Origin of the sequence: Streptococcus oralis, from assembly GCF_001579025.1 — a bacterium.
GTDB classification, from domain to species: domain Bacteria; phylum Bacillota; class Bacilli; order Lactobacillales; family Streptococcaceae; genus Streptococcus; species Streptococcus oralis_X.
On the sequence record NZ_KQ970235.1, the window covers coordinates 1119272 to 1144325 of the forward strand.

28 protein-coding genes are annotated in these 25054 nt (G+C 41.6%); 3 read left to right on the plus strand and 25 right to left on the minus strand.

All coding sequences use genetic code 11. The features are described 5' to 3' along the window. The 18 genes from SORDD27_RS05355 to SORDD27_RS05435 form a co-directional block, all read right to left on the minus strand. Window positions 1-448 (minus strand): YiiX/YebB-like N1pC/P60 family cysteine hydrolase (locus SORDD27_RS05355; protein WP_061427776.1); only part of this gene is annotated, 448 nt, incomplete at its 3' end. Window positions 449-533: 85 nt separating this feature from the next. Next, a complete protein-coding gene (locus tag SORDD27_RS05360) occupies window positions 534-1469 on the minus strand; it encodes a manganese-dependent inorganic pyrophosphatase (protein WP_061427778.1) in 936 nt (311 codons plus the stop codon). 85 nt (window positions 1470-1554) lie between these two features. Then, window positions 1555-1839, minus strand: a complete 285-nt coding sequence (locus SORDD27_RS05365) for a GIY-YIG nuclease family protein (protein WP_061427780.1) — start codon at window positions 1837-1839, stop codon at window positions 1555-1557. Continuing rightward, complete coding sequence (locus SORDD27_RS05370) at window positions 1829-2578, minus strand: tRNA1(Val) (adenine(37)-N6)-methyltransferase (RefSeq protein ID WP_000657018.1); 750 nt, start codon at window positions 2576-2578, stop codon at window positions 1829-1831. The genes SORDD27_RS05365 and SORDD27_RS05370 overlap by 11 nt, the downstream gene beginning before the upstream one ends. Before the next feature lie 53 nt (window positions 2579-2631). Beyond that, the gene (locus SORDD27_RS05375) at window positions 2632-2991 is read right to left on the minus strand and encodes a S1 RNA-binding domain-containing protein (RefSeq protein WP_000689618.1); all 360 of its coding nucleotides are present in this window, start codon (window positions 2989-2991) and stop codon (window positions 2632-2634) included. Between the two features lies 1 nt (window position 2992). Then, window positions 2993-4393 (minus strand): bifunctional Cof-type HAD-IIB family hydrolase/peptidylprolyl isomerase, encoded by a 1401-nt coding sequence (locus SORDD27_RS05380; protein WP_061427782.1) that lies wholly within the window; start codon window positions 4391-4393, stop codon window positions 2993-2995. Between the two features lie 122 nt (window positions 4394-4515). Then, on the minus strand, window positions 4516-5619 hold the full coding sequence (locus SORDD27_RS05385; protein ID WP_061427784.1) for a family 8 glycosyl hydrolase: 1104 nt from the start codon (window positions 5617-5619) through the stop codon (window positions 4516-4518). A gap of 8 nt (window positions 5620-5627) precedes the next feature. After that, window positions 5628-6938, minus strand: coding sequence for a glycosyltransferase family 2 protein (locus SORDD27_RS05390; RefSeq protein WP_061427786.1), 1311 nt, complete (start codon window positions 6936-6938; stop codon window positions 5628-5630). Then, window positions 6931-7071, minus strand: a complete 141-nt coding sequence (locus SORDD27_RS10335; RefSeq protein WP_231069306.1) for a hypothetical protein — start codon at window positions 7069-7071, stop codon at window positions 6931-6933. The genes SORDD27_RS05390 and SORDD27_RS10335 overlap by 8 nt, the downstream gene beginning before the upstream one ends. Before the next feature lie 9 nt (window positions 7072-7080). Further along, a complete protein-coding gene (locus tag SORDD27_RS05395) occupies window positions 7081-7860 on the minus strand; it encodes a hypothetical protein (RefSeq protein WP_033630033.1) in 780 nt (259 codons plus the stop codon). 6 nt (window positions 7861-7866) lie between these two features. After that, window positions 7867-9015 (minus strand): non-hydrolyzing UDP-N-acetylglucosamine 2-epimerase, encoded by a 1149-nt coding sequence (wecB, locus tag SORDD27_RS05400; RefSeq protein ID WP_061427788.1) that lies wholly within the window; start codon window positions 9013-9015, stop codon window positions 7867-7869. 440 nt (window positions 9016-9455) lie between these two features. Continuing rightward, on the minus strand, window positions 9456-9965 hold the full coding sequence (locus SORDD27_RS05405) for a GNAT family N-acetyltransferase (RefSeq protein WP_061427790.1): 510 nt from the start codon (window positions 9963-9965) through the stop codon (window positions 9456-9458). 260 nt (window positions 9966-10225) lie between these two features. Continuing rightward, complete coding sequence (rpsR, locus tag SORDD27_RS05410) at window positions 10226-10465, minus strand: 30S ribosomal protein S18 (protein ID WP_000068664.1); 240 nt, start codon at window positions 10463-10465, stop codon at window positions 10226-10228. Window positions 10466-10496: 31 nt separating this feature from the next. Then, window positions 10497-10967, minus strand: a complete 471-nt coding sequence (gene ssbA / locus SORDD27_RS05415; RefSeq protein ID WP_000609596.1) for a single-stranded DNA-binding protein SsbA — start codon at window positions 10965-10967, stop codon at window positions 10497-10499. Window positions 10968-10978: 11 nt separating this feature from the next. Continuing rightward, on the minus strand, window positions 10979-11269 hold the full coding sequence (rpsF, locus tag SORDD27_RS05420) for a 30S ribosomal protein S6 (RefSeq protein WP_001151782.1): 291 nt from the start codon (window positions 11267-11269) through the stop codon (window positions 10979-10981). 147 nt (window positions 11270-11416) lie between these two features. After that, complete coding sequence (gene asnS / locus SORDD27_RS05425; RefSeq protein ID WP_061427792.1) at window positions 11417-12760, minus strand: asparagine--tRNA ligase; 1344 nt, start codon at window positions 12758-12760, stop codon at window positions 11417-11419. Window positions 12761-12911: 151 nt separating this feature from the next. Beyond that, a complete protein-coding gene (locus SORDD27_RS05430; protein ID WP_061427793.1) occupies window positions 12912-14090 on the minus strand; it encodes a pyridoxal phosphate-dependent aminotransferase in 1179 nt (392 codons plus the stop codon). 9 nt (window positions 14091-14099) lie between these two features. After that, on the minus strand, window positions 14100-14576 hold the full coding sequence (locus tag SORDD27_RS05435; protein ID WP_000776850.1) for a cell wall elongation regulator TseB-like domain-containing protein: 477 nt from the start codon (window positions 14574-14576) through the stop codon (window positions 14100-14102). A gap of 118 nt (window positions 14577-14694) precedes the next feature. On the opposite strand from SORDD27_RS05435, the gene SORDD27_RS05440 reads away from it, so the two are divergent. Both SORDD27_RS05440 and SORDD27_RS05445 read left to right on the plus strand, forming a co-directional pair. Beyond that, window positions 14695-15141, plus strand: coding sequence for a MarR family winged helix-turn-helix transcriptional regulator (locus SORDD27_RS05440; RefSeq protein ID WP_000816314.1), 447 nt, complete (start codon window positions 14695-14697; stop codon window positions 15139-15141). Between the two features lie 91 nt (window positions 15142-15232). Continuing rightward, window positions 15233-15781, plus strand: coding sequence for an NADPH-dependent FMN reductase (locus SORDD27_RS05445; protein ID WP_000039638.1), 549 nt, complete (start codon window positions 15233-15235; stop codon window positions 15779-15781). Between the two features lie 31 nt (window positions 15782-15812). Here the strand turns inward: SORDD27_RS05445 and yaaA are convergent, their stop codons facing one another. From yaaA to SORDD27_RS05470, 5 genes are all read right to left on the minus strand, one after another. After that, window positions 15813-16541 carry a peroxide stress protein YaaA gene (gene yaaA, locus SORDD27_RS05450; protein WP_061427795.1) on the minus strand — a complete coding sequence of 243 codons (729 nt, stop codon included), beginning with the start codon at window positions 16539-16541 and terminating at the stop codon, window positions 15813-15815. 79 nt (window positions 16542-16620) lie between these two features. Next, entirely contained in the window at window positions 16621-16752 is a 132-nt protein-coding gene (locus SORDD27_RS09735) for a DUF3953 domain-containing protein (protein WP_002874755.1), read from the minus strand. 85 nt (window positions 16753-16837) lie between these two features. Beyond that, window positions 16838-18433: a hypothetical protein gene (locus SORDD27_RS05460; RefSeq protein WP_061427799.1), complete on the minus strand. Its 1596-nt coding sequence runs from the start codon at window positions 18431-18433 to the stop codon at window positions 16838-16840. 11 nt (window positions 18434-18444) lie between these two features. After that, window positions 18445-18855: a peptide deformylase gene (locus tag SORDD27_RS05465; RefSeq protein WP_000412250.1), complete on the minus strand. Its 411-nt coding sequence runs from the start codon at window positions 18853-18855 to the stop codon at window positions 18445-18447. 66 nt (window positions 18856-18921) lie between these two features. Beyond that, window positions 18922-21657, minus strand: coding sequence for a cation-translocating P-type ATPase (locus tag SORDD27_RS05470; protein WP_061427801.1), 2736 nt, complete (start codon window positions 21655-21657; stop codon window positions 18922-18924). Window positions 21658-21963: 306 nt separating this feature from the next. On the opposite strand from SORDD27_RS05470, the gene mntE reads away from it, so the two are divergent. Then, window positions 21964-23157, plus strand: a complete 1194-nt coding sequence (mntE, locus tag SORDD27_RS05475) for a CDF family manganese efflux transporter MntE (RefSeq protein WP_061427803.1) — start codon at window positions 21964-21966, stop codon at window positions 23155-23157. Between the two features lie 53 nt (window positions 23158-23210). Here mntE and SORDD27_RS05480 read toward each other — a convergent pair whose 3' ends face one another. Next, window positions 23211-23822 (minus strand): hypothetical protein, encoded by a 612-nt coding sequence (locus SORDD27_RS05480; RefSeq protein WP_061427806.1) that lies wholly within the window; start codon window positions 23820-23822, stop codon window positions 23211-23213. Next, window positions 23819-25054, minus strand: a 1236-nt coding sequence (locus SORDD27_RS05485; RefSeq protein ID WP_061427808.1) for an ABC-F family ATP-binding cassette domain-containing protein, incomplete at its 5' end; no start/stop codon positions are given. The genes SORDD27_RS05480 and SORDD27_RS05485, both read right to left, overlap by 4 nt.

Genomic DNA, 25054 nt, shown 5'->3' on the forward strand with positions numbered 1-25054 from the left:
TAGGATTGGTCCCTGGTTGATTCAGAGGCACAGAAAGTTCGAGTTTCCTGTAGTATTCTCTCCAAAAATCACTGATCTCCTGCTCCCCATCCCCAAATTTCATGGGAATAGTTTCAAAAATCGGTAGGATTTCAGCGATGTACTGGGAGCAGTAAAAACCAGACTCATCTGGATAAAACGAGCTATTATATGGAGCACCTAGATGCTGGCAAGCCTTCTCCTTTACCAAGTCAACTTCCAGCTCTGGATAGACATAAAGGTCGTAAAGATGAGTCGGTTCAAAAAATTCAGCCGGTTCTTGACAAATGACACCAGCTTGCCCACTAGCATGGTAGATGAAACCGTCCAAAAAGATTGCTACATGACTATAGTTCCCAGTAGAAACCTGGATGGCCTGCCCCATATCTGAAAGGTCCTTCACAAAAATCAAATCACCATTTTCTAACATCTTTCTCTCCTAGAAAAAAAGGAGCCGAAACCCCTTTAACTATATGGAAAACACCGTTTTCTATTTTGAAATAACACCTAAAATCTTAAGCATTAAAGCTTTCAGTCAACTGTGGGACCACTTGTTTCTTACGTGAAACAGCACCTGGAAGGAAAGCGTGGTTGTTTTCAAGTTTGAAATTGAAAGCTGCTTCCACCTTGTCCATGTTTGATCCAAGAGCAAGGATTTCTGAGTTTGAGTTGACGATATCTGTAATCATCAAAACAAAGTCAGAGTAGCCGTTTGCTGCATTAGCTGCTTGCATTGCTGCTTCGATTTCTGCTTGGCGTTCCAAGACTTCAGCGATATAAACTGTATTGACTTGGGCAACACGAACCTTATTTCCATTGAGTTCAAAAGTCTTAGCATCGATGTCAATCAATTCTTCATCAGATTTACTAGCCAAGTTTGTACCAGCTTTCAGCATAGCAAGACCGTACTCTTCCAAGTTGACACCAGCTAATTCAGCCAATTCAGGCGCAATCACTTTATCAGATGGGTGAGTTGTTGGTGATTTCAAAAGAAGGGTATCTGAAATCAAACCTGAAAGCATCAAACCTGCGATTTCTTTAGGAACTGCCACACCATGTTCTTTGAACATGCGGTAAACGATAGAAGATGCTGATCCAACTGGTTCCAAGCGCATGTAGAGTGGGCTTGCAGTTTCAAAGTTAGCCACACGGTGGTGATCCACTACTCCGTAAACTTCTACTTCAGCGATATCTGACACTGACTGTTGGAATTCATTGTGGTCAGTCAAGATGACTTGCTCTGCACCTTCTGCTTTAGTAGATGTGATGACGCGTGGTGCTTCTACACCAAAATAGTTCAAAACAAAAGCTGTTTCTTCATTAGGAGTTCCAAGTGCTACAGCTTCTGTGTCCAATCCATAAGCCTCTTTTGCAAGGTAAGCAAAGGCTACAGATGACCCGATGGCATCTGAGTCTGGATTTTGGTGACCAAATACTAGAATCTTAGACATGATAATACCTCTTTAAATTTATTCATCTTATTGTAGCACTTTTTTCCTCTTTTGACAAAAGTAAGAGGAGCCAAAGGACTCCTCGTTAGACATCAATATGGTTGACTAGATTTTTCTCTTGATTTTCAGATAAAAATCGTTCTTTCTGTGGACGTTTCTTTCGTTTGAGGAGAGCTTCGGCAGACATGGCTTCTTCCTTAGTGGCAAAACCCTCTACATAGATGAGTTTGACTGGCAAGCGAGCTCGGGTATACTTGGCTCCCTTACCACTATTATGAACGGCAAGGCGCCTCTTCACATCCGTTGTATAGCCCGTATAGTAAGAACCGTCACGACACTCCACCACATACATATAGGCCTTATGATCCATAGTAAATCTCTTGAATTTCTGGTGTATAGGAACCATCATCATTGTGAACGATGAGAGGTGGCAAGACCTTAAAGCCACTGGTCGATCCATCCTTGATAGCTTCGATTAAGAGCATATTGGCCTCCTTCTCACGTTTAGGATAGACAAATTGCAGGCGCTTAGGTGCCAAATTGTGGCGTTGAAGCATGTCCAAGATATCCAAGAGCCTATCTGGACGATGAACCATGGCCAAACGGCCATTAGACTTGAGAATACTCTGAGCACTACGGCAAATTTCTTTCAGGTTAGTCGTAATTTCGTGTCTGGCCAGAAGGTAGTGTTCACTTTCGTTCAGATTGGAATGCGGATCCACCTTAAAATAAGGCGGATTGCACAAAATCATATCCACCTTACTTCCCTGAATGTGGGCAGGCATATTTTTCAAATCATCACAGATGACCTGCATCTGCTCTTCCAAGCCGTTCAACTGAACCGAACGCTCTGCCATATCCGCCAAACGCTCCTGAATCTCTACAGATATTATCCGCGCCTGAGTACGTGAACTAGCAAAAAGTCCCACTGCACCATTTCCAGCACAAAAGTCCACAATTAAACCCCGTTTAGGGAAGCGAGGAAAGCGTGATAAAAGAACACTATCCACCGAATAGCTAAACACCTCTCTATTTTGGATGATCTTTATATCTGTTGAAAAGAGCTGATTGATTCGCTCTCCTGGTTTTAATAATTGTTCTTCTTTCATACTTTTATTATAACAAATTATATTAATATTACAAATGATTTAGATAATCGTATTTATGGCTTCTTCTTTAAATGCTCTAATGCCTCACGCGTCCAAACAGGCATCATTCGGGCAAGAGGAGCAAAACCATGCTTGATCCGATCATTTGAAAAACGTCTCCGTCTTGGCAATTGATGTTTTTCCTCTTCCAAGGTACGTATGGAAAGACTAGCCTTCCCAGTGTATTCATCAAAATCCACCACCTGAACTTGGACTTCATCGCCAATTTTTAAAATGTCATAGATATTTTCAATAAATCCCGTCCGAATCTCCGAGATGTGAATCAGCCCTGTCACCCCTGTCTCTAACTCAACAAAGGCACCATAGGGCTGAATTCCTGTAATACGCCCAGTTAGCTTATCACCAATTTTCATTCTAGTCCTCAATTTCAATCGTTTCAATAACTACATCTTCAACTGGTTTATCCATTGCGCCAGTCTCAACAGCTGCAATGGCATCCAAGACCGCAAATGATTCAGCATCTACCAACTGCCCGAAAACAGTATGGCGGCGGTCAAGGTGAGGAGTTCCACCTTGTTCTGCATAGATCTCAGCGATTGGTTCAGGCCAGCCACCACGCGCAATCTCTTTCTTAGAGTACGGCAAATGTTGGTTTTGTACGATAAAGAACTGGCTACCATTGGTATTTGGACCCGCATTGGCCATAGAAAGGGCACCACGGATATTGTAGAGCTCTTCTGAAAATTCATCTTCAAAAGAGTCACCATAGATTGACTCACCACCCATACCAGTACCAGTTGGGTCTCCACCTTGGATCATAAAGTCCTTGATAATTCGGTGGAAAATCACACCATCATAGTAACCATCTTTTGACAGAGCAACAAAGTTAGCCACTGTTTTAGGAGCATGTTCAGGGAAGAGCTTGATACGCAAGTCTCCGCGATTTGTCTTAATGGTCGCAAGAGGACCTTCTACTGTTTCAATTTCTACTTGTGGGAAATGCAATTCTTTTTTTACCATACCAAATCCTTCTAAGGCATCAAAAATGCCATCTTCTTCTACTGTTTTTGTAATATAATCTGCTTTTTCTTTGATCTTTTCGTGGGAAACTCCCATAGCAATACTGATTCCAGCATAATCAAAGAGTTCCAAGTCATTGAGACCATCCCCAAAGACCATGACATTCTCTGGTTTCAAGCCTAGATGTTCTACAACCTTGGCTACACCAGTTGCTTTGGATCCTGAAATCGGCACGATATCAGATGAATGTTCATGCCAACGCACCATTCGAAGTTTACCTGAGAGACTATCTGGTAGGTGCAAATCAGCCCCTTTATCCTCAAAGGTCCACATCTGGTATATATCCGCTTTTTCATGGAAGTTAGGATCCACATCCAAGTTTGGGTAAATCGGGTCAATAGCCTCACTGATCAGTTCTGTTCGAGTAGAGAGTTTGGCGTCATGACTACCAACCAAACCATACTCAATTCCCTCTTCCTTCGTCCAAGAGATGTACTCCTCAACATCTGACTTGTCAATCTGATGTTGATAAATGACCTGGCCTTTTTTATCTTCGATATAAGCCCCATTTAAGGTTACAAAAAAGTCCGGTTTGAGCTCACGAATCTCTGGAACAACACCGAAAATACCACGTCCAGAGGCGATTCCTGTTAAAATTCCTTTTTCACGCAACTGTTTAAAGACAGTGGGAATTGTAGCTGGAATAAAACCTGTCTTTGACGTACGCAAGGTATCGTCGATATCAAAAAAGACGATTTTAATCTTCTTTGCCTTGTATTTTAATTTCGCATCCATCTCTCTACCTCTTTTTTATCACTCTTTCCATTATACCATAAACCTTAGGAAATTCCTTTTTTGAAAAAAGATGAAAATCCTATCAAAAAGAGAGCCAGTTGAACTAGCCCTCTCTTTTCATCCTAGAACATCTCTAGAGCAATCATGGTAATCATCGTTGCATCATAGTAGTTGTCCAAAGGTAAATCTTGTGTGAAAATGTATTTATTTTGTTGAAGAAGTTTCAGATAACCTTCTCCCTTGTCAGACGCATAGGTAATCGGTGCCAAGAAACTACCTGCCTGGTATTGGTTGAGGGCCGTTCCGTTCAAGTCATAGCCAGCATAGATACGTTGCTCTTTCATAAAGAAATCCATCATCTTTTGAACGAGTTTTTGGCTTCTTTCTTCCTGACTCTGAGACAAGTGATATGGCAAACGGCAAGCGTTATAAGAATACGCTCCATCATATTGAGATTCGATAGTGTTGGCATCAACAAGACGTGCCCCTGACTTCTCAGCCCAGATAAAGTCTGGCAAAAGTCCAGTATCAGAATGAGAACTGATTTGCTCCAATTGCCCAAGCATCTTATCCTTAACATCTAACCACTGTTTATTTCCAGTCAGGTCATAGAAAGACTGGAAATAGTGAGGAAGAGTATCAGACGTCCGCATCAAGTAATAATAATTGGAATCCTTGTTTGCCCAGTTTCCTACTGTTAGGACACCTGTCTCTTCATTGTAATTGTATTTAAGGATATCATCCAATATTTTTTTAGCTTGCGCTTGGTATTCCTGCGCCTTATCAGGCCACTGCTTGGCAGCTTCAATCAAAGAATAAGCAATATAGAGATCACCATCGGTTGCGTTTTGTTTCTCGACCGTTTCGCTATCATTTTTGATCACTTGCTTCCAAGACATCAACTGCGTTCCCTCAATACGATGATTTTGGTAATAGCGATAAAGACTCTCAAAATCTGCTTGACTTGCTTGCCCTTTTTGGGCTGCTAAAACCGTTATGAGCATGCCGTAACTTTGGGCTTCAGATAGAACTGTTGTTCCCTCCGAATCACTCGTCGTACGAACATAAGACTGATCGCCTTTTGTAACAAGGAACTGTTGGCTCCATTGGCTGTAAATTCGATTCCGCATCTCGATTTTAGTCCTTCCTCTTGCCAAAAACAAGGTTAAACAAAAGATAGAAAGGATGAGCACAAACCATACATATTTTAATTTATTCGTTTTCATAGAACCTCCTATCCTGCAAATCGCTTGGTTTTAACCAACTTGGTTTCTTTTCTTCGGAGTACCTTGTCCAGAACGATTGAAGAAATGGAATCAATGGAAACAACGATAAACATCTGTGCATAAGTGAAATAGGCAGCCAAAGCCAACCAGATTTGCTTTGTAGTAGCTTGTCCAAATTGACTTGCCAATGCTGTCATAATTTGCATCAGATAAAGACCAATCATGAGAATCCAGTTAAAGAGCATGAGCTGGGCGATGTAGATATTGTCCGCATCAAAAGCAAATGGAACCCTGACATCTGGGAAGAAAAGATTAAGACAGATCGCTAGCACATTCGCTAGGAAAATCAAATCCGAAAGAACAATGGCAAAGTTAAACCAAAAGAAAACACATGAATAGTTAAAGACTTCTAGTTTAACGCGCCAGTTTGCTCTGCCAAATAGATGCTTAAAGTTTGAGAGAACAACTTCGTAATTTCCTTTTGCCCAGCGTTTCCGCTGCATATAGTAACTCTTTAAGGTCTCAGGTTCTTGTTGGAAAGCCTCTGAATTATAGGCAAGGGCAATCAATTTACCACTCTGCATGATTTTGAAGGAAATATCGGTATCCTCGGTTAAGGCACCATTTTTCCAACCACCGATGCTCTTTACAAAGTCGGTTTGAATGATGAAGTTGGTTCCAGGGATACGCCCAATTTTAAAGAGATGCCACATTCCAACGTGGTGCACGCGCTGAGTAACAACGATTTCCTGGTTGATACAACGAGTCAAGAAATTTTGATTGGCATTTCGAGTCTTGTTGCGGCCGAAAGATGCCACGTGGCGTTCTGGGTCCTTCATCACTTCTTTGACAAGGAAATAAAGGGCGTTCTTTTCAGGCATAGCATCTGCATCATAAACACAGATGTATTCGCCTGTTGCCATCTCCAAAGCATCGTTTAGAACGCCCGCTTTTCCTCCCGTACCAGTACGGTCGATAATAGTCAGATTTCTTCCTGCATATTCAGGCATGGCTTGTACAGACAAACATTCTGCATAGGTATTGTCCGAACAGTTATCCGCAAACAAGAGCAACTCCACACGGTCGTGAGGATAGTTCATATCCAAGATAGCTTTTGCCGTTTGGGCAATAACCACATCCTCATTATGAGCAGGAACAACAATGGTAACCTTAGGATAATAAGGTAGCGGCGAGGTATCTACACGAAAATCACTGTGTTTAAACCAAAAGTGCACTGCCGAAAAGAGAATTACCAATCCCCAAGCTAGAGAAATCCAAATTGTAAGCAAGGTAAAAATCATCAGTATTTGACTAATCATGATTCACCGCCTTAAAATTTTTGTTCACTCGATGGTAAAGAATATTGTATGCAATAAATAATATGATAAAACAAATGCCAAAGGTGAGACTGAGTCCCAAAGCAATACCAAAAAATAGTTCGGTTAAAGTCATGTTTCCCTCCTAATATTCTACAATTACATCTGTCTCTAGTTGACGTTTGAGATGACTGGCAACATCTGCGTAGTCTTGGTATTTATCTTTATTATCAGAGTTAATCACCAAATAGCCTGTTTGGAACTGAATTCCTTGATTGCCATCTTCTCCATGAAAAACTAAACTGCTCAGTTTCTCCTGCAAACCACTAAAGTAAAGTTCCTTCAAAGAATGTTGATTAGTACTCGATAGAACGAGAAAATTACCATCCGAAACGTAATAGAGCTTATCGTTGTAACTCAATTCCTGAGCAATCACCTCTTGAATACGACTGAGCATCTGGTTATGTTCTTTGGGTTTAATCTGGAAGAACAAATCTTCATGTGCCCAATGAATCAATAGAGATTGAACCGTAACATCACTTTGTTCAGTGACCATCGCTTGATAATCTGCTCGAGCTTCGTCTTCCTGTTCTTGTACCTTTGAGACCACCTTGAAGAAATAATAACGAACTTTAAGTAGAATCCCAATCAAAAGTGGAAAACTGATTAATAAGAAGATCAGTTGAATGATTGGGATATAAACCACACCCGCAACCAAAACGATAAGCCCAAAACCAAATGCTAAGATAAGGGTCCAAGTAAGCAAAAGGTCAGATAATACCAACACTGCAAACAAGGCTAAAGCTAAAAACAAGATTTGTTCTAAAATGATTGCTCGAGCATACAAAAAACAAAGCACCAAAAGAATGACCTCACAAGCAAGCAAAGCCATAAGCCAGTTTTTAAATTGACTCCAATTTTTCATTTTATCTTATTTCCCCCCTTTGAATTCAGATACAGAAGTCGCTGCACCAAAGTACTGTTGAATGGATTGTACGATTCTTTCAGAGGCTCTTCCATCTCCATAAGGATTTGGTGCCTGAGACATTTGTCTATAAAGAGTTTCATCTGTTAAGAGTGCTGCCATTGCTTCTTTCACACGTACTGGATCCGTACCAACTAGCTTCAAAGTACCTGCTCTTACTCCTTCTGGACGTTCCGTCGTGTCACGAAGGACAAGGACAGGTTTGCCGAGAGAAGGCGCCTCTTCTTGAACACCTCCAGAGTCAGTCATGATAAAATAGCTTCTTGAAGCCAAATTATGAAAATCAAGTACATCTAAAGGCTCAATCAAGTGAATACGATCGTGACCAGCTAAGATATCGTTTGCTGCTTCTTGCACGGCAGGGCTAAGGTGAACAGGATAAACAACTTCAATTTCCTGATGAAGATCGACCATCTCACGTAAAGCTGCAAAGACATTTCTCATTGGTTGACCTTGATTCTCACGACGGTGCATGGTTACCAATACAAGTTTCTTATCTGGATCCAATTGATCTAGAACATCATGATAGTAATCCGATTGAACGGTTAGTTTCAAGGCATCAATGGCTGTATTTCCCGTAATGACAATAGCAGACTCAGGATGATTTTCCTTGAGGAGATTTTCTTTACTCTCACTAGTTGGAGCAAAATAAAGATCCGCTAAGTTATCAGTCATCTGACGATTCATTTCTTCTGGGAAAGGAGAATACTTATCAAAGGTCCTTAGACCAGCTTCAACGTGGCCGATACGTACCTGATTATAGAAAGCAACTAAACTTGCTGCAAAAGTTGTTGTTGTATCTCCATGAACAAGAATTATATCTGGAAGTTCTTGCTTAACAACTGGATCAAACTTTTCTAAAATTTTTCCAGTAATATCTAAAAGGGATTGATTTTTCCCCATAATATCCAGGTCATAATGTGGCTCGATGCTAAAAGTTTCAAGAACTTGATCAAGCATTTGACGGTGCTGAGCTGTCACAACTGTGATCGTCTCAATGCTGTCACTATGTTTTTGCAATTCTAACACTAAAGGGGCCATTTTAATAGCTTCTGGTCGTGTTCCAAAAACAACCATCACTTTCAGTTTCTTCATTACGCTATCCTTCTACTATAATAAAATTTGATAAATCATATTAATTTGTATATCGAATAGTTCCAATTTCAATTAATTTGACTTTCATAATTATTTTACCGTCAATTTATTTATATGTCAAATTTTTTCCAAATTATATTATTTCATTTCATTTCATTTTAACAATTTGTAACCTTTTTGTAACAATATTATTTACAACCTTTAAAAAGCCTTATTTTAGGAAATTTTAAGACTTTTCAAAAGAATCCGTATTTTAAAAAAACTAAACCTTATATGTTTTTTTTGATATTTATTTTTATCTTGATAATTCAAACAATTATATTTTACCACTTTGAGGAATAAATCAAACAATTTCAAACAAAAAAATTCCTTTTTCGAATGAAAAAGGGACTGTGATTGTTGTTTACTATATTTAAAATTTAAACCTTATAAAATCTGTCTTAAAACAAATTTTTCGACAGATACAAGACCAATTCTCCGATATCTTCACAAACCGCATTCATGGCCGGTTGATGGTTCTGATACCAAACACCCGTCCCATCTGGAATATAGCCTCGTTTGATGTACAATCTCTGGGCAGGTCCATACCCTGAATGGAGCCCAACACCAAGGGTCACCTTATCCGATATGAGCCTAACTCGTTTTTCTGCTTCTTCCAGCAAGAGATTTCCAATACCTTGATTTTGAAAGGGCTCAAAGACATTGAAATCTGAAAGTTCTGGAGCCATTCCAGCAAAGGGACCCTGCTTAGCATCGGGTAAAATCGTAATGTAACCCGCTACAGCATCCTCAACCTCTGCAACTAAGACTTCTCTCTCCCCACATTCTTGTTCAAGAAAATATCTAGCCAAAATTTCTTCTCTACCCGACCAACCTTGGCTGATAAATCCTCGAGATAGTTCTTTTATGTCAGATTCTTGCATTTTTCTAATTGAACATGTCGTCTTCATAAGCTGCTCCTTTATAGCTTTCTCCTACCATTATAGCACGATAATAAAGATTAAAAGAAAAAACCTAGTAAGACAAAAGAATCTTACTAGGTCAACAGGGAATCCTTTCTAACAAAGTCCTATAAAAATCTGAAAAAGAGGTCCACCCAGACTGAACTCACCTTCTCATTTCAAAGCTCGTAGAAAAAAAGACCCGTCGGGGTCTTAATTCGCTTTCTTATTTCCGAGCTCATGAAAAAGAGGTCCACTGGACCTCTTTTTTAATCTTCGTTTACGAAAGGCATCAAAGCCATTACGCGAGCGCGTTTGATAGCTGTTGTTACTTTACGTTGGTTTTTAGCTGAAGTTCCTGTTACACGACGTGGAAGGATTTTCCCACGTTCTGAAACGAAACGGCTAAGAAGCTCAGTATCTTTGTAATCAACATATTCAATTTTGTTTGCTGCGATGTAATCAACTTTTTTACGGCGTTTGAATCCGCCACGACGTTGTTGAGCCATGTTTTTTCTCCTTTATAGTATTAATTGTCCATTAGAATGGTAAATCATCATCTGAAATGTCCAATGGATTGGTTGCTCCAAAGGGATTTTCAGAACGTGAAAAGTCTGGTACTGGATTTGCAGGTGCTGATTGACCAGCAGTTGGTGCAGAATAAGCTCCACCTGTATGTCCTTCACGCACTCCGCGGCTTTCCAACATTTGGAAATTCTCAGCCACGACTTCTGTTACGTAGACACGTTGTCCTTGCTGGTTATCGTAACTACGAGTCTGGATACGGCCTGTGATCCCGATAAGAGAGCCTTTTTTAGCCCAGTTGGCAAGATTTTCAGCCTGTTGGCGCCACATAACGACATTGATGAAATCAGCCTCACGTTCGCCATTTTGACTCTTAAATGTACGGTTTACTGCAAGAGTAAAAGTCGCAACTGCTACATTTGATGGGGTATAACGCAACTCAGCGTCACGTGTCATACGCCCTACAAGTACAACATTGTTAATCATAATTTACCTTCTTACGCGTCAAGTTTGACGATCATGTGACGAAGAATGTCAGCGTTGATTTTTGAAAGACGGTCAAACTCTTTAAGAGCTGCGTCATCGTTTGCTTCAACGTTAACGATGTGGTAAAGTCCTTCGCGGAAATCTTGGATTTCATATGCAAGACGACGTTTTTCCCATGATTTTGATTCAACAACAGTTGCACCGTTGTCAGTCAAGATAGAGTCAAAACGTGCTACCAAAGCGTTTTTCGCTTCTTCTTCAATGTTTGGACGAATGATATAAAGAATTTCGTATTTAGCCATTGATATTTCCTCCTTTTGGTCTAATGACCCCTAGTCTTTGCAAGGGGTAAGTGAGGTTTGCTCACAATAAACTATTATACTAGAAAAACTGATAGATAGCAAGATAAAAGTGAAAAAAGAAGATGAAAATATCTTCTTTTTACTAGTTTATGGTTTGATACGGTGCAACATACGTGGGAATGGAATAGCTTCACGGATGTGTTTTGTACCTGCTGCGAAAGTGACCATACGTTCAATACCGATACCAAATCCACCATGTGGTACTGTACCGTATTTACGAAGGTCAAGGTAAAATTCATATTCTGTACGATCCATACCCAGTTCTTCCATCTTTGCTACAAGAGCATCGTAGTCTTCCTCACGCATAGATCCACCAATGATTTCTCCATATCCTTCTGGTGCAAGCAAGTCTGCACAAAGCACGCGTTCTGGATTTCCAGGAACTGGTTTCATGTAGAAGGCCTTGATGGCTGCTGGGTAGTTGATAACGAAGGTTGGTACACCAAAGTGGTTTGAAATCCAAGTTTCGTGTGGTGAACCAAAGTCATCTCCATGTTCCAAATGCTCGTAGTCTGCATCAGCATCATTTTCATGCTCTTGCAAGAGGTCAATGGCTTGATCGTAAGTGATGCGTTTGAATGGCTCTGCAATGTAGCGTTTCAAGAGCTCTGTATCACGTTCCAAGGTTTCCAAGGCTTGAGGTGCACGGTCAAGAACACCTTGAAGAAGGGCTTTTACGTAAGCTTCTTGCAAGTCAAGTGACTCATCATGTGTCAAGTAAGAGTACTCCGCATCCATCATCCAGAACTCAGTCAAGTGACGGCGTGTTTTTGATTTTTCAGCACGGAATACTGGACCAAAGTCAAAGACACGACCAAGAGCCATAGCCCCTGCTTCTAGGTAAAGCTGACCTGATTGGCTCAAGTAGGCTGGTGTTCCAAAGTAATCTGTTTCAAAGAGTTCAGTTGAATCTTCTGCTGCGTTTCCTGAAAGAATTGGGCTATCAAATTTCATGAAGCCGTTCTTGTCGAAAAACTCATAAGTCGCATAGATAATCGCGTTACGGATTTGCATAACCGCTACTTGCTTACGAGAGCGGAGCCACAAGTGACGGTTGTCCATCAAGAAGTCTGTTCCGTGTTCTTTTGGTGTGATTGGGTAGTCTTGAGATTCACCGATCACTTCGATGTCTGTAATATCCAACTCATAGCCAAACTTAGAACGTTCGTCTTCTTTGACAATTCCTGTCACATAAACAGAAGTTTCTTGGCTTAGGCGTTTAATCGTATCAAACTTCTCTAGCCCCACTTCCTCACCGAACTTTTCAATAAAGTTTGGTTTAAATGCTACACCTTGGAAGAAGGCTGTCCCATCACGCAATTGCAAGAAGGCAATTTTCCCTTTTCCAGATTTGTTGGCAACCCAGGCTCCGATGGTCACTTCTTGACCAACGTAGTCTTTTACATCGATAATTGTTACACGTTTTGTCATAATCTATCTTCCTTTTTTCGTTTAACTTGTCCGAAGACATCATTACCCACTATTTTACCATAAATAGACTGCGATAGCTAGGTTCTACTAGAGAAAATCGCGAGATTTTCGTTACAAAAAATCTTCGCTAAAAAGGCGAAGATTCTAAGTTTTATTTTTCCATAAACCGATGCAAACGGTGAATAGCTTCTTTTAAAGTATCCATGTCTGTGGCATAGCTGAGACGAACATTTTCTGGTGCTCCAAATCCAGCTCCTGTAATCAAGGCAAGGCCGACTTCTTCGAGAATAGCCGTTGTAAACTCTGTCACATCGGTATACCCCTTCATCTCCATCGCTTTTTTAACATTCGGGAAGAGATAGAAGGCTCCTTGGGGCTTGACAACTTCAAATCCTGGCACTTTGCACAAGAGTGGATAAATGGTATTCAAACGCTCTTCAAAGGCTTGGCGCATGGTTTCAACAGAGTCTTGCGGTCCAGTCAGGGCTTCAACGGTAGCATATTGCGATACGGCAGTCAAGTTAGAGGTTGTTTGTCCTGTTAGTTTGCTCATAGCAGCGATAATTTCAGGATTTCCCACAGCATAACCTACCCGCCAACCAGTCATGGCATAGGCCTTAGATACACCATTAATCACGATGGTTTGCTTGCGAATGGCTTCTGACAGACTAGAAATTGGAACAAATTCGTTCCCGTTATAAACCAGACGTCCATAAATATCATCTGCTAGGATAAGGACATCATGCGCAACAGCCCAATTTCCCATAGCCATGAGTTCCTCACGAGAGTAAATCATACCAGTCGGATTCGATGGTGAATTGAGAACCAAGACCTTGGTCTTATCTGTTCGGGCTGCTTCTAGCTGCTCTACTGTTACTTTAAAGTGATTGTCTTCCTTAGCCTGGACAAAGACTGGCACACCTTCTGCCATCTTGACCTGGTCTCCATAGCTGACCCAGTATGGTGTAGGAATGATGACCTCATCACCTGGATTGACCACAGCCATAAAGAAGGTGTAGAGAGAGAACTTAGCACCAGTGGCAAAGGTAACCTCGTTAGCCGCTACGGAATACCCGTAGTAGCGTTCAAAATAGGTATTAACCGCAGCCTTTAAGTCTGGCAGACCTGAAGCAACTGTATAAAAGGAAGCTCGTCCATCACGAATCGCTTCTATCGCTGCATCCTGAATGTTTTCAGGAGTATGAAAATCAGGCTGTCCCAAGGTTAAGAAAAGAACATCTTTTCCCTGAGCTTTTAATGCTTTGGCTCTTGCATCACTGGCTAGAGTGACGCTTTCTTCCATCTCTAGTACACGTTTGGATAGTTTCATATGCCCTCCTTATTGGATCACTGCTCCTGTTTCAAAGTCGACCAGATAGTACTGGTTTCCTGACTTAACTTCCCAAATCGGCTTGTCCTGATAACGACCAAAGGTGATCTTATCAATGTCGCTAGCTCCTTTTTCCCTCGAAATCGTCGCTGCCTTGTCTTGAGAAATCCCCTTATCAAGCTGATAAACATAAATCTTGTGGTCATTCTTTTCAATCAGTACGGCAATGGCCTCTTGCTTTTTATTATGTCCCAGAACACTGTAATAGCCCTCTAGACCATTGTAGAAATCAACCTGATCTACCTGTTCCAATTCTGCATACTGCTTGGCTAGTTTTTCTCCCTCAAGTCTAGCATCTTGATAGGGTTTCATGCTGAGTGATATCAGATAAAGGAAGGAAGTCGTCATGACTAGTACTACCAGAGCAATGCCGATTCCATACTGTATAAGTAGCTTGTTTTTTGCTTTTTTCTGTCTTAGTTTCACTCGTCTATTTTACCATCTCTCCTCCTTTATTACAAGTGAAGATAGGAACATTCTAAGATTCTTTTCCTGTAAAATATAAGTTCTTGTTTTTCTCTCTCATTATTGATAAAATAACCTTATGAAACAATATTTGAAAGAGAAAATTTCCGATAATCAACTAGACTTAAAAACAGCTATCATCCTCAATAAAGTCATACGGACTTTTAAACCATATGAAGCTAAGGCTGCTAAAGAACACGGGCTAACACCCACCCAATTTTCCGTTCTGGAAACCCTCTATAGCAAGGGGGAACTACGCATTCAGGATTTGATTGAAAAAATGCTAGCCACTTCTGGAAATATGACTGTTGTCATTCGAAATATGGTTCGAGATGGGTGGATTTCTAGAACTTGTGACCCCAAGGATCGTCGCTCTTTTTTCCTGAAATTAACACCTGCAGGACGCAGAAAAATCGAAGAGGTTCTTCCTGACCATATCGATTCGATCGTAGAAGCACTCAGCATCTTGGAAGATGGTGAAAAGGAAGATTTAATCCGCATTTTAAAAAAATTTAAAAATTTGTGAGCAAAATTATTGCTAATTAGTATCATTTGTTGTAACATAGATGGTAACAAAAGGGTTCGCTCTTTGAATTTTAAACTAAAGGAGACATATCATGTCTAAAAAAGTATTATTTATCGTCGGTTCACTTCGCCAAGGTTCTTTCAACCACCAAATGGCCCTCGAAGCTGAAAAAGCACTTGCTGGAAAAGCGGAAGTTAGCTATCTTGATTACTCAGCTGTTCCTCTCTTCAGCCAAGATTTGGAAGTTCCAACTCATCCAGCTGTAGATGCTGCTCGTGAAGCAGTCCTTGCTGCGGATGCTATCTGGATCTTCTCTCCAGTCTACAACTTCTCTATCCCTGGAACAGTGAAAAACTTGCTTGACTGGCTCTCTCGTGCCATTGATTTGTCTGATACACGTGGTGCTTCTGCCCTCCAAGACAAGTTTGTTACTGTCTCATCTGTAGCCAATGCCGGTCACGAACAACTCTTTGCGATTTATAAAGACCTCTTGCCATTTATCCGTACACAAGTCGTTGGTAACTTTACTGCCGCTCGTGTCAATGACTCTGCTTGGGCAGACGGAAAATTGGTGTTAGAAGAAGCAACTGCTTCATCACTTGAAAAACAAGCTGACGACCTTCTTGCAGCCATCAACTAATCTAGTAAAAACCAGCTCGAATGAGCTGGTTTTATGTTTGTTTCACAAAGACGAGTTCTAAATCACTTGATAAATCAGGTCGGTAATCAAAACCTGCAAAACTGAGCTTGCGAGCTTGTTCAACAGTTTGAACTTGCCCCTCTATCAAGGCGGTCAAAAAGGCACCACGGGCTTTTTTTGAAATGGTTGAGTGGATTTTTAACTGGCCTTCCTTGTCCTCCATAAATTTGAAGGTCACCATCTTTTCTCTAATTTCCTTCGAAAATACGGTTTCAAACTCTGATGATAGGAGGGAGAATATCAAGTCCTCATCCTGAAGTGCCTCATCGTAGGCTGACTTCCAATGACTCTTTAAAGTCTTACCAGCAACTTTTAACTTCATCAAGAAATCCAAACGGTGAGGAGCCATGGGAGATAAGGCAGGGACAACACCGTATAAAGCCGAGGTAATCAGGATATGATTTTCAAGATAGGTTTGTTCAGCCTCGGTTAACCCATCTCGTTTGATGTGGCGATACATGAGACCATCGAAGAGTTTCAAGGCTGGATAATATTTAGCCCTGTGATTTTTTAGAGCTTGAATATGAGCGTACTCTTCTTCTGCTTTCTCGGCAGATACCTTATAAAAAGTCTCTAATTCACTAGCTGAGTAATGCGCAAGTGAGTCAAGGACTGCCTGACTTTCTTCCCTCAAGGGGAGCGCTTCGACAAGGGGAAGGTTTGTGTTCATTTCTTTGGCTGTTGGGATTAAAATTTTCATATTGTTAGTGTAGCATATTTTTCAACCACGACCAAGAATTTCATCTTAAAAACCTCGGTTCATACCGAGGTTTCTCTGTTTATTTTGGCCATCCTAACCAGATAGCCACGAGAACAAGGGCTGTGCCAGCTAAGCTTGTTAAGATAGATAAGAATTTATCTTTTTTCTCCTTGAACTGAGAAAACCTATTTTTATACTCAATGAAAATCAAAGAGCAAACTAGGAAGCTAGCCGCAGGCAGTACTTGAGTACGGCAAGGCGACGCTGACGTAGTTTGAAGAGATTTTCGAAGAGTATTATTGTACTTTAAAGTTCTTGAGATAGTTATCTTTTCCAACTTGACCTTCAAAGGATTGACCATTTTCGAGGTAAGGAAGGTCGTCTGACACTGAAGCCTTGACCTTATAAATCTTGCCATCAACTTTAAAGAAATAGACGGTATCCCCCTTGATGACAGCTGATTTAAGGTCTGAAACCACTCCCTTGATGTTTTCTACCGTTTCATTATCCAGCTCGAGGTCGTTTTTATTGGCATACTTGCTGAGGAGTTCATCTACCGTAGTTGCTACGATAACGTTTTGGTACTCCACGGCATCGACCAATGCGTACTCCTTGACCAAGCCTGCATTGTCCTTCAAGCCCATGATATAGAGTGGTTTGTCATTGAGATTGACAAGAATAGGGAAGGTGGCCTTGTAGGCCTTCTCTTGCACTGCTCCTTCTGCGGAAGCACGGGCTGATTCTTCGGTTGCTGAAGCTAGATTGTACTTGGTGATTGCACCAGTGCGCATATTTTCAAGGATAAATCCTAGATTACTTTCGTCAGCGTTGGCTGAAGTCACCCCCGTATAGAGATAGATGTCATTTCCGATAGAAAGATAGTTATAGCCCTCAGTCGTTTGAGTAACATTTTTCTTAGAAATCAAGGCATTCCAGAAGCCATCTTTATACTTGCCGTTGTAGTTGATTTGTTCGATGGTTTCTTCTGCTGGATAGACACGATCCACCCATTCTGGTACTTCATCCAAGCTGTATTCCTTGGTTTCTCCATTGGTGGCATCTAAGATAATAACAGATGAAGGACGCGGGACTCCTAGACCAAACTGCTTTTGATAAACGGTTGCTACATAGAAGGGATTGCCTTCATCATCCACCTCAAAGGAGGGCCTTTTAAAAATCTTGGTTGGGTACTTGATCCGAAGATGACGTTTAACGTCACGGTTAAAATACTCAGAGTCTGAATACTTCATTGGCGTTTTTAAATCCACCAATTCTGCATTTCCTGTCACCATATCAACCTTGATATACTCACCAATTCCCTTGGACTGATTATTAAACCATTTGATCGGGTCGGCATACTCCAAAGGGGTCACCCGATAGGGTTTGCCATCAACCGTCAACTGGGTATAAGTATCTGCTGCGACGTACTGGGAGACCTTATCCGTCAGAGAACCTAGATAACGGTCTCCAATCTTCTCTGCAGTGCTCCGATCTAGGATTGGAACCTTACTGGTATCACTCTTAGGAAAATCTTTAAAATCTTTTTCTGTGATAGACACCACATTAGCATAATTTTTTGCTTGGAAAAAGCTAGAGGTCACTAGGCTTACCAAACCAGCAAGGGCAAAGATAAGGCCTGCAGTCAGAAACAATCCTCTACTAAGTTTGGTAAAAAGGAATCCTTCTAGATTGAGATCTTTGGTAGCCTTGCCATGGCGTAGGTGAACTGTCTTCAGGAGATTGGTATTCTTGCGGACACTAAACAAAATCCCCATCACCACCAGATGCCCACAGAGAAAGAAGATGAATTCCCAGCTAGTAAGATTGAAGGGAGGCAAAAAGATATACCAGGTCGTTGCGATAAAAACAAGTTCAAAGAGTATACGTTTCATCTGAGTTCCTCCTAAATAATCCGTCCTTCCAAATGATCCAGCTCATGCTGGCAGATCTGAGCTGGAAAACCTGTTAGCGTAATGGTCAGCTCCTGCCACTTGCTATCGCGATAGGAAACCGTAATCGTTTCATAACGGGTCGTTGGTCGAACACCAGTCAAAGACAAACACCCTTCCTCTGTCTCGTAAGGTCCTTTATTGGAAAGGAGAATGGGGTTAAACATGACCATGGGAACTAGGCCAAGATTAAAGATAATCACGCGCTTCTGCACCCCAATCATATTTGCTGCCAGACCGACACAGGTCTCGCGATTAGCCAGCAGGGTATCCTGCAAATCTCTAGCTAGATAAATGTCTTCCTGACTTGCAGGTTTCGATACCTGCGACAAGAATAAGACATCTCGGACAATTTTCTTTTCCATTCTCTTTCACTCCTTGCTACTTTACTTTATTATAGCACAAAAGAGGGCAACTTCTAGTCCTTTCCCTCAAATGCAAAAAAAGCCATCCGAAGATGACTTTCTTTTTAAATTCGCGTTCTTATCAAGACCAAGTTTACGTTGAACAAACTTGACGATTTCGACGATAAATATCATTGAGAAGCTTCCAGCCAGAACAATAGCCCATTGTGACAAGTCTAGTTTGGTTACGTGGAAGATACCTTCAAGCGGTTCTACAACGATTGTTGCCATCAAGAGGATGAAGGATACCAAGATAGACCAGTTGAAGGTCTTAGACTTGAATGGTCCGACTGTCAAGATGGATTGGTAAACAGACTTGACGTTGTAGGCATGGAAGAGCTGAATCAAACCAAGCGTTGCAAAGGCCATAGTGAGGGCATCCGCGTGAATGGCTTGATTATCTCCTACATGGACCGGATAAGCAAGAGCAAGACCATAAACAGTCAAGACGAGTGCCCCTTGAAGTACACCTTGATAAATAATGGAACTCATGACCCCACCTGAGAAGAAACTTGATTTGCGTCCACGTGGTTTGTGGGTCATAACACCTGGCTCAGCTGGCTCAACACCGAGAGCGATAGCTGGGAAGGTATCCGTTACCAAGTTAATCCACAAGAGATGAACTGGCTGTAGGACATCCCAACCAAACAAGGTTGATAAGAAGATGGTTAATACTTCAGCCGTATTGGCAGAAAGCAAGTACTGAATTGTCTTTTGAATATTTGAGAAGACCTTACGTCCTTCTTCAACTGCGACGATGATAGTCGCAAAGTTATCATCTGCAAGAATCATGTCAGAAGCTCCCTTAGAAACCTCTGTACCAGTGATTCCCATACCGATACCGATATCGGCTGTTTTCAGAGCTGGCGCATCGTTGACACCGTCACCTGTCATGGCAACGACCTTACCTTGGTTTTGCCAAGCCTTCACGATACGAACCTTGTGTTCTGGAGATACACGCGCATAAACAGAGTATTGACCAACGACTTTTTCAAATTCTTCATCAGAAAGTTCATTGAGTTCCGCCCCAGTCAAAACATGGTCTTCCGAGTCATTTTCGTCGATAATTCCCAAACGTTTAGCAATAGCTTCTGCTGTATCTTGGTGGTCACCTGTAATCATGATTGGACGAATTCCAGCTTCCTTGGCTACACGAACAGCTTCTGCTGCTTCGGCACGTTCAGGGTCAATCATTCCAATCAAACCAGTAAAGATCAAGTTGTTTTCAAGCTCTTCAGAAGTAAGATTTTCTGGAATACTATCGATAATCTTATAAGCACCTGCAAGGACACGCAGAGCTTGGTGAGCCATGTCAGAGTTGTTTGTATGGATTAATTCAGTGACTTTCTCATCAATCGGAGCAACATCTCCAGCTTTATCACGAGCAACACAACGTTTCAAAAGTTGATCTGGAGCCCCTTTGACTGCCACGAGGAATTTACCATCTGGCAATGGGTGAACCGTTGACATGAGTTTACGATCTGAGTCAAACGGCAATTCAGCTACACGAGGATATTTCTCTAAAAATCCTTTAACATCGTAGCCCTTGTCCAAGGCATACTGGATGAAGGCTGTTTCCGTTGGATCCCCAATCAGGTTTCCTTCAGCATCAATCTTGGTATCGTTGGCCAAGACAACAGAACGAAGAAGCGGCATGTCCAAGCCAAGTTCAATATCATCAGCAGAGTCATGTAGGACTGCGTCATAGAAGACCTTTTCGACGGTCATCTTGTTCATGGTAAGCGTACCAGTCTTATCAGAAGCGATGATTTCAGTCGAACCAAGTGTTTCTACTGCTGGCAACTTACGAACGATAGAGTTTCGTTTGGCCAAAACTTGAGTACCAAGGGCAAGAACGATGGTCACGATAGCAGGAAGTCCTTCTGGGATGGCTGCAACAGCAAGCGCAACAGAGGTCATCAACTCACCAAGTGGATTTTTACCTTGAATGAAGACTCCGACTACAAAAGTAACAAGGGCAATGACCAAAATTGCATAGGTCAAGACCTTAGAAAGGTTGTTCAAGTTTTGTTTGAGTGGTGTATCCGTCTCATCCGCATCTTGGAGCATGCCAGCGATATGACCAACTTCCGTGTACATACCTGTATTGACAACAACACCAAGACCACGACCATAAGTCACATTTGAGTTTTGGAAGGCCATATTGACACGGTCACCAATACCAGCATCTGCAGAGAGCTCGACAGTCAAGTCTTTTTCAACTGGAACAGACTCACCTGTCAAAGCTGCTTCTTCGATTTTAAGAGAATTAGCTTCTAGCAAACGTAGGTCTGCTGGTACGACGTCACCTGCTTCAAGAGCAACGATATCACCTGGTACCAATTCTTTTGAGTCAATCTCAGCCATATGCCCATCACGAATAACGCGTGCTGCTGGACTAGACATAGACTTGAGGGCTTCGATGGCTTCTTCTGCTTTTCCTTCTTGGTAAACACCAAAGGCTGCGTTGATGATAACAACTGCTAGAATAATGATGGCATCTGCAATATCTTCCCCACCAGAAGTTATGACGGACAAGATGGCTGCAGCCACCAAAATAATAATCATCAAATCCTTAAACTGTTCGATGAATTTAACCAAGAGAGATTTTTTCTCACCCTCTTCGAGTTCATTGCGCCCATATTCAGCTAGGCGTTTCTGCGCTTCGCTTGACGAAAGGCCTTGTTCAGTTGCTTCAACCGACTTCAAGACTTCTTCGGGACTTTGAGTATAAAACGCTTGGCGTTTTTGTTCTTTTGACATGTGTCTCCTCCTTGACATTGTGTGCAAAACAAGGTCTCTTTTAGTTTTATGACAAACAAAAAGAGACCTGTTAATCATAACAAGTCTCGCTGTTTAAGATAGTGCCGGAAAACATACTTTTCAGTATACAATTCGGAATGACGACACTATCACAGGTTTCTGCCAGCTACTCCCTTGAGTAGTACTATTATATCAAAATTTGAAAAGTTTTCAAGGGTTTAAATCAGATGAAACAAGACTAAATTTGAATTTTCCCTTGAAAACCAGTATAATGGTAGAATACTATATGACTAGAAAGGAAGCCCGATGAACCAATCCATGTCAAATCTCAAATTGGCAGAGCGCGGAGCCATTATCAGTATTTCAACCTACCTCCTCTTGTCTGCAGCAAAATTGGCAACTGGTCACCTCCTGCATTCTTCCAGTTTGGTGGCAGATGGTTTCAACAACGTATCCGATATTATCGGAAACGTTGCCCTCTTGATTGGGATTCGGATGGCCCGCCAACCTGCAGACCGTGACCATCGCTTTGGTCACTGGAAGATTGAAGATTTGGCTAGCTTGATTACTTCCATCATCATGTTCTATGTTGGTTTTGATGTGCTTCGGGACACCATTCAGAAAATCCTCAGTCGGGAACAGACGGTTATCGACCCTCTGGGTGCAACTCTCGGAGTCGTCTCTGCGTCAGTCATGTTCGCAGTTTATCTCTATAATACTCGCCTCAGTAAGAAATCCAAGTCCAAGGCGCTCAAGGCTGCCGCCAAGGACAATCTTTCCGATGCTGTCACCTCGCTTGGGACTTCCATTGCTATCTTAGCCAGCAGTTTCAATTATCCAATCGTGGATAAATTAGTCGCTATCATTATCACTTTCTTTATCTTAAAGACAGCCTATGATATCTTTATCGAGTCTTCCTTTAGTCTTTCAGATGGTTTTGACGACCGTCTGCTAGAGGACTACCAAAAGGCCATCATGGAGATTCCAAAGATTAGTAAGGTCAAGTCCCAAAGAGGGCGTACCTACGGTAGCAATATCTACCTGGATATTACACTAGAAATGAATCCTGACTTGTCTGTTTATGAAAGTCATGAAATTGCGGACCAGGTCGAATCCATGCTGGAAGAGCGTTTTGGAGTCTTTGATACCGATGTCCATATCGAGCCTGCTCCCATACCTGAGGACGAGATTTTGGACAATGTCTATAAAAAACTTCTCATGCGTGAGCAATTGATTGACCAAGGAAATCAGCTAGAAGAACTCCTTGCTGAGGACTTTCTCTATATCCGTCAAGATGGAGAGCAGATGGATAAAGAGGCTTATAAGTCTGAAAAAGAACTTAGTGCTGCGATTAAGGATATTCAAATCACTTCCATCAGTCAGAAAACCAAACTCATCTGCTATGAGTTAGATGGTATCGTCCATACCAGTATCTGGCGTCGCCATGAAACTTGGCAAAATATCTTTCATCAGGAAACTAAAAAAGAAGACAAACAATGACCCTATCCAGTGGATAGGGCCTTTTTGATTATTCTACTTTAAGCAAAGACAGACTATGACGGCTTGGAAGATTTGCTTTTCGAAGCTTGTTTGGTCTGTTTTCTAGCTTGGCGATTTTGCTCGATGCGCCATTCTCTTTCATAGTACTTCATGGCCTCATAGACCCTTTCAGGAAGTCCTACATCTAGTAGAAAGATCGGGATGATCAAATCTGCTGACGGATAAAAAGGGAGAACCCTTCTCTTCAGCAGTGTTAGAAAGGATTGGGATTTCACATTTTCCTTGTTTTTAAAATAGACTTCAATACGATAAGAATCCCTATACTTCCCTCTAATCCGAGAGAAAGAAAAGTCCTCTACATCTGCCCAAGCATAGAAACGACTAAGTTTCTTTGGATTTTGTTTGTAGTAAAACCCCTCGACAGTACATTTCAAATATTCCTTATCAGAGCTTAACAGTCTGTATGTCTGATAAACGACTACTCCAGCACAAAAGAGGACAAGCAGTATTAATAACAGACTTATCGTATGAAGTTTAGTTCCCTTTTGCGAGTACGAATGGAGATAAGAGAGAGGCAGCAAGAAGAAAAGCACTGAAGCCAAGCCAAACAAGGTATTCCAAATGATTTTCTTGGGACTACGTTTAATGACTTTTTCTTCCATCATGCCAACTCACTAAGGTATTCATAACGTTCGTATTTTTCAAGGAGTTCTTCGTTTTTCTCGTCTAGCTCTTTTTGAAGAGTCGCTAGTTTGCCAAAGTCAGAGCCATTTGCCTGCATTGCTTCTTCAATAGCAGCAATACGATTTTCCAAGGTTTCAATATCGCCTTCAATGCTTGCCCACTCCTGCTTTTCTTGGTAGGTCATGCGTTTCTTGTCTTCACGTACCCTGACTACTTTTTCCTTTTCTGCCTTTTGCACTTGATTGGCCATCTCTGTTTCAAAGGCTTTTTCATCAAGATAGTCGGTGTAATGACCAAAGAAAGGACGAATCTTGCCATTCTCAAAGGCGAGAATCTTGGTCGCTACCTTATCCAAGAAATAACGATCGTGGCTAACTGTCAAGACAGGACCTGCAAAACTCTGCAAGAAATTCTCCAAAACTGTCAAAGTTGCAATATCCAAGTCATTGGTCGGCTCATCCAAAAGAAGAACATTTGGTTTTTCCAAAAGCAATTTGAGAAGGTAGAGACGTTTTTTCTCTCCACCTGACAATTTCTCAATCAGGGTTCCATGGGTTGAACGTGGGAAAAGGAACTGCTCCAGCAATTCTGCAATGGAAGTCGTAGAACCACCACTGGTCTTTACCTCTTCTGCTACTTCCTGCAGGTAATTGATAACGCGCTTGCTCTCGTCTAAGCCTTCGATTTGTTGAGAGAAATAGGCAATGCGAACCGTCTCACCGATGATAACTTGACCTTTAGTCGGCTCAAGACTCCCTGCGATGAGGTTAAGCAGAGTTGACTTCCCCACACCGTTGTCCCCAACGATTCCGATACGGTCTTTGGCTTGCACCAAGAGATTAAAATCTTGCAAAATGGGCTTGTTTTCATAGTCAAAGGAAACATCCTGAAACTCGATGACTTTCTTCCCAATCCGACTGGTTTCAAAGTTCATGGTCAAGTCTGTATCAGCAACGCCACCTGAAACTTCCTTTTTCAAGTCATGGAAACGATTGATACGAGCTTGTTGCTTGGTCGCACGCGCCTGCGGTTGTCTACGCATCCAGGCTAATTCTTGCTTATAGAGTTGTTCCTTTTTGTGGAAAAGTGCCGCGTCACGCTCATCTTGTTCAACCTTGAGGCGAACATAGTCCTGGTAATTTCCCTGATACTCGGTCAAGCCTGCTCGGTCCAACTCGAAAATCCGCGTTGACAAAGCATCTAGGAAATAACG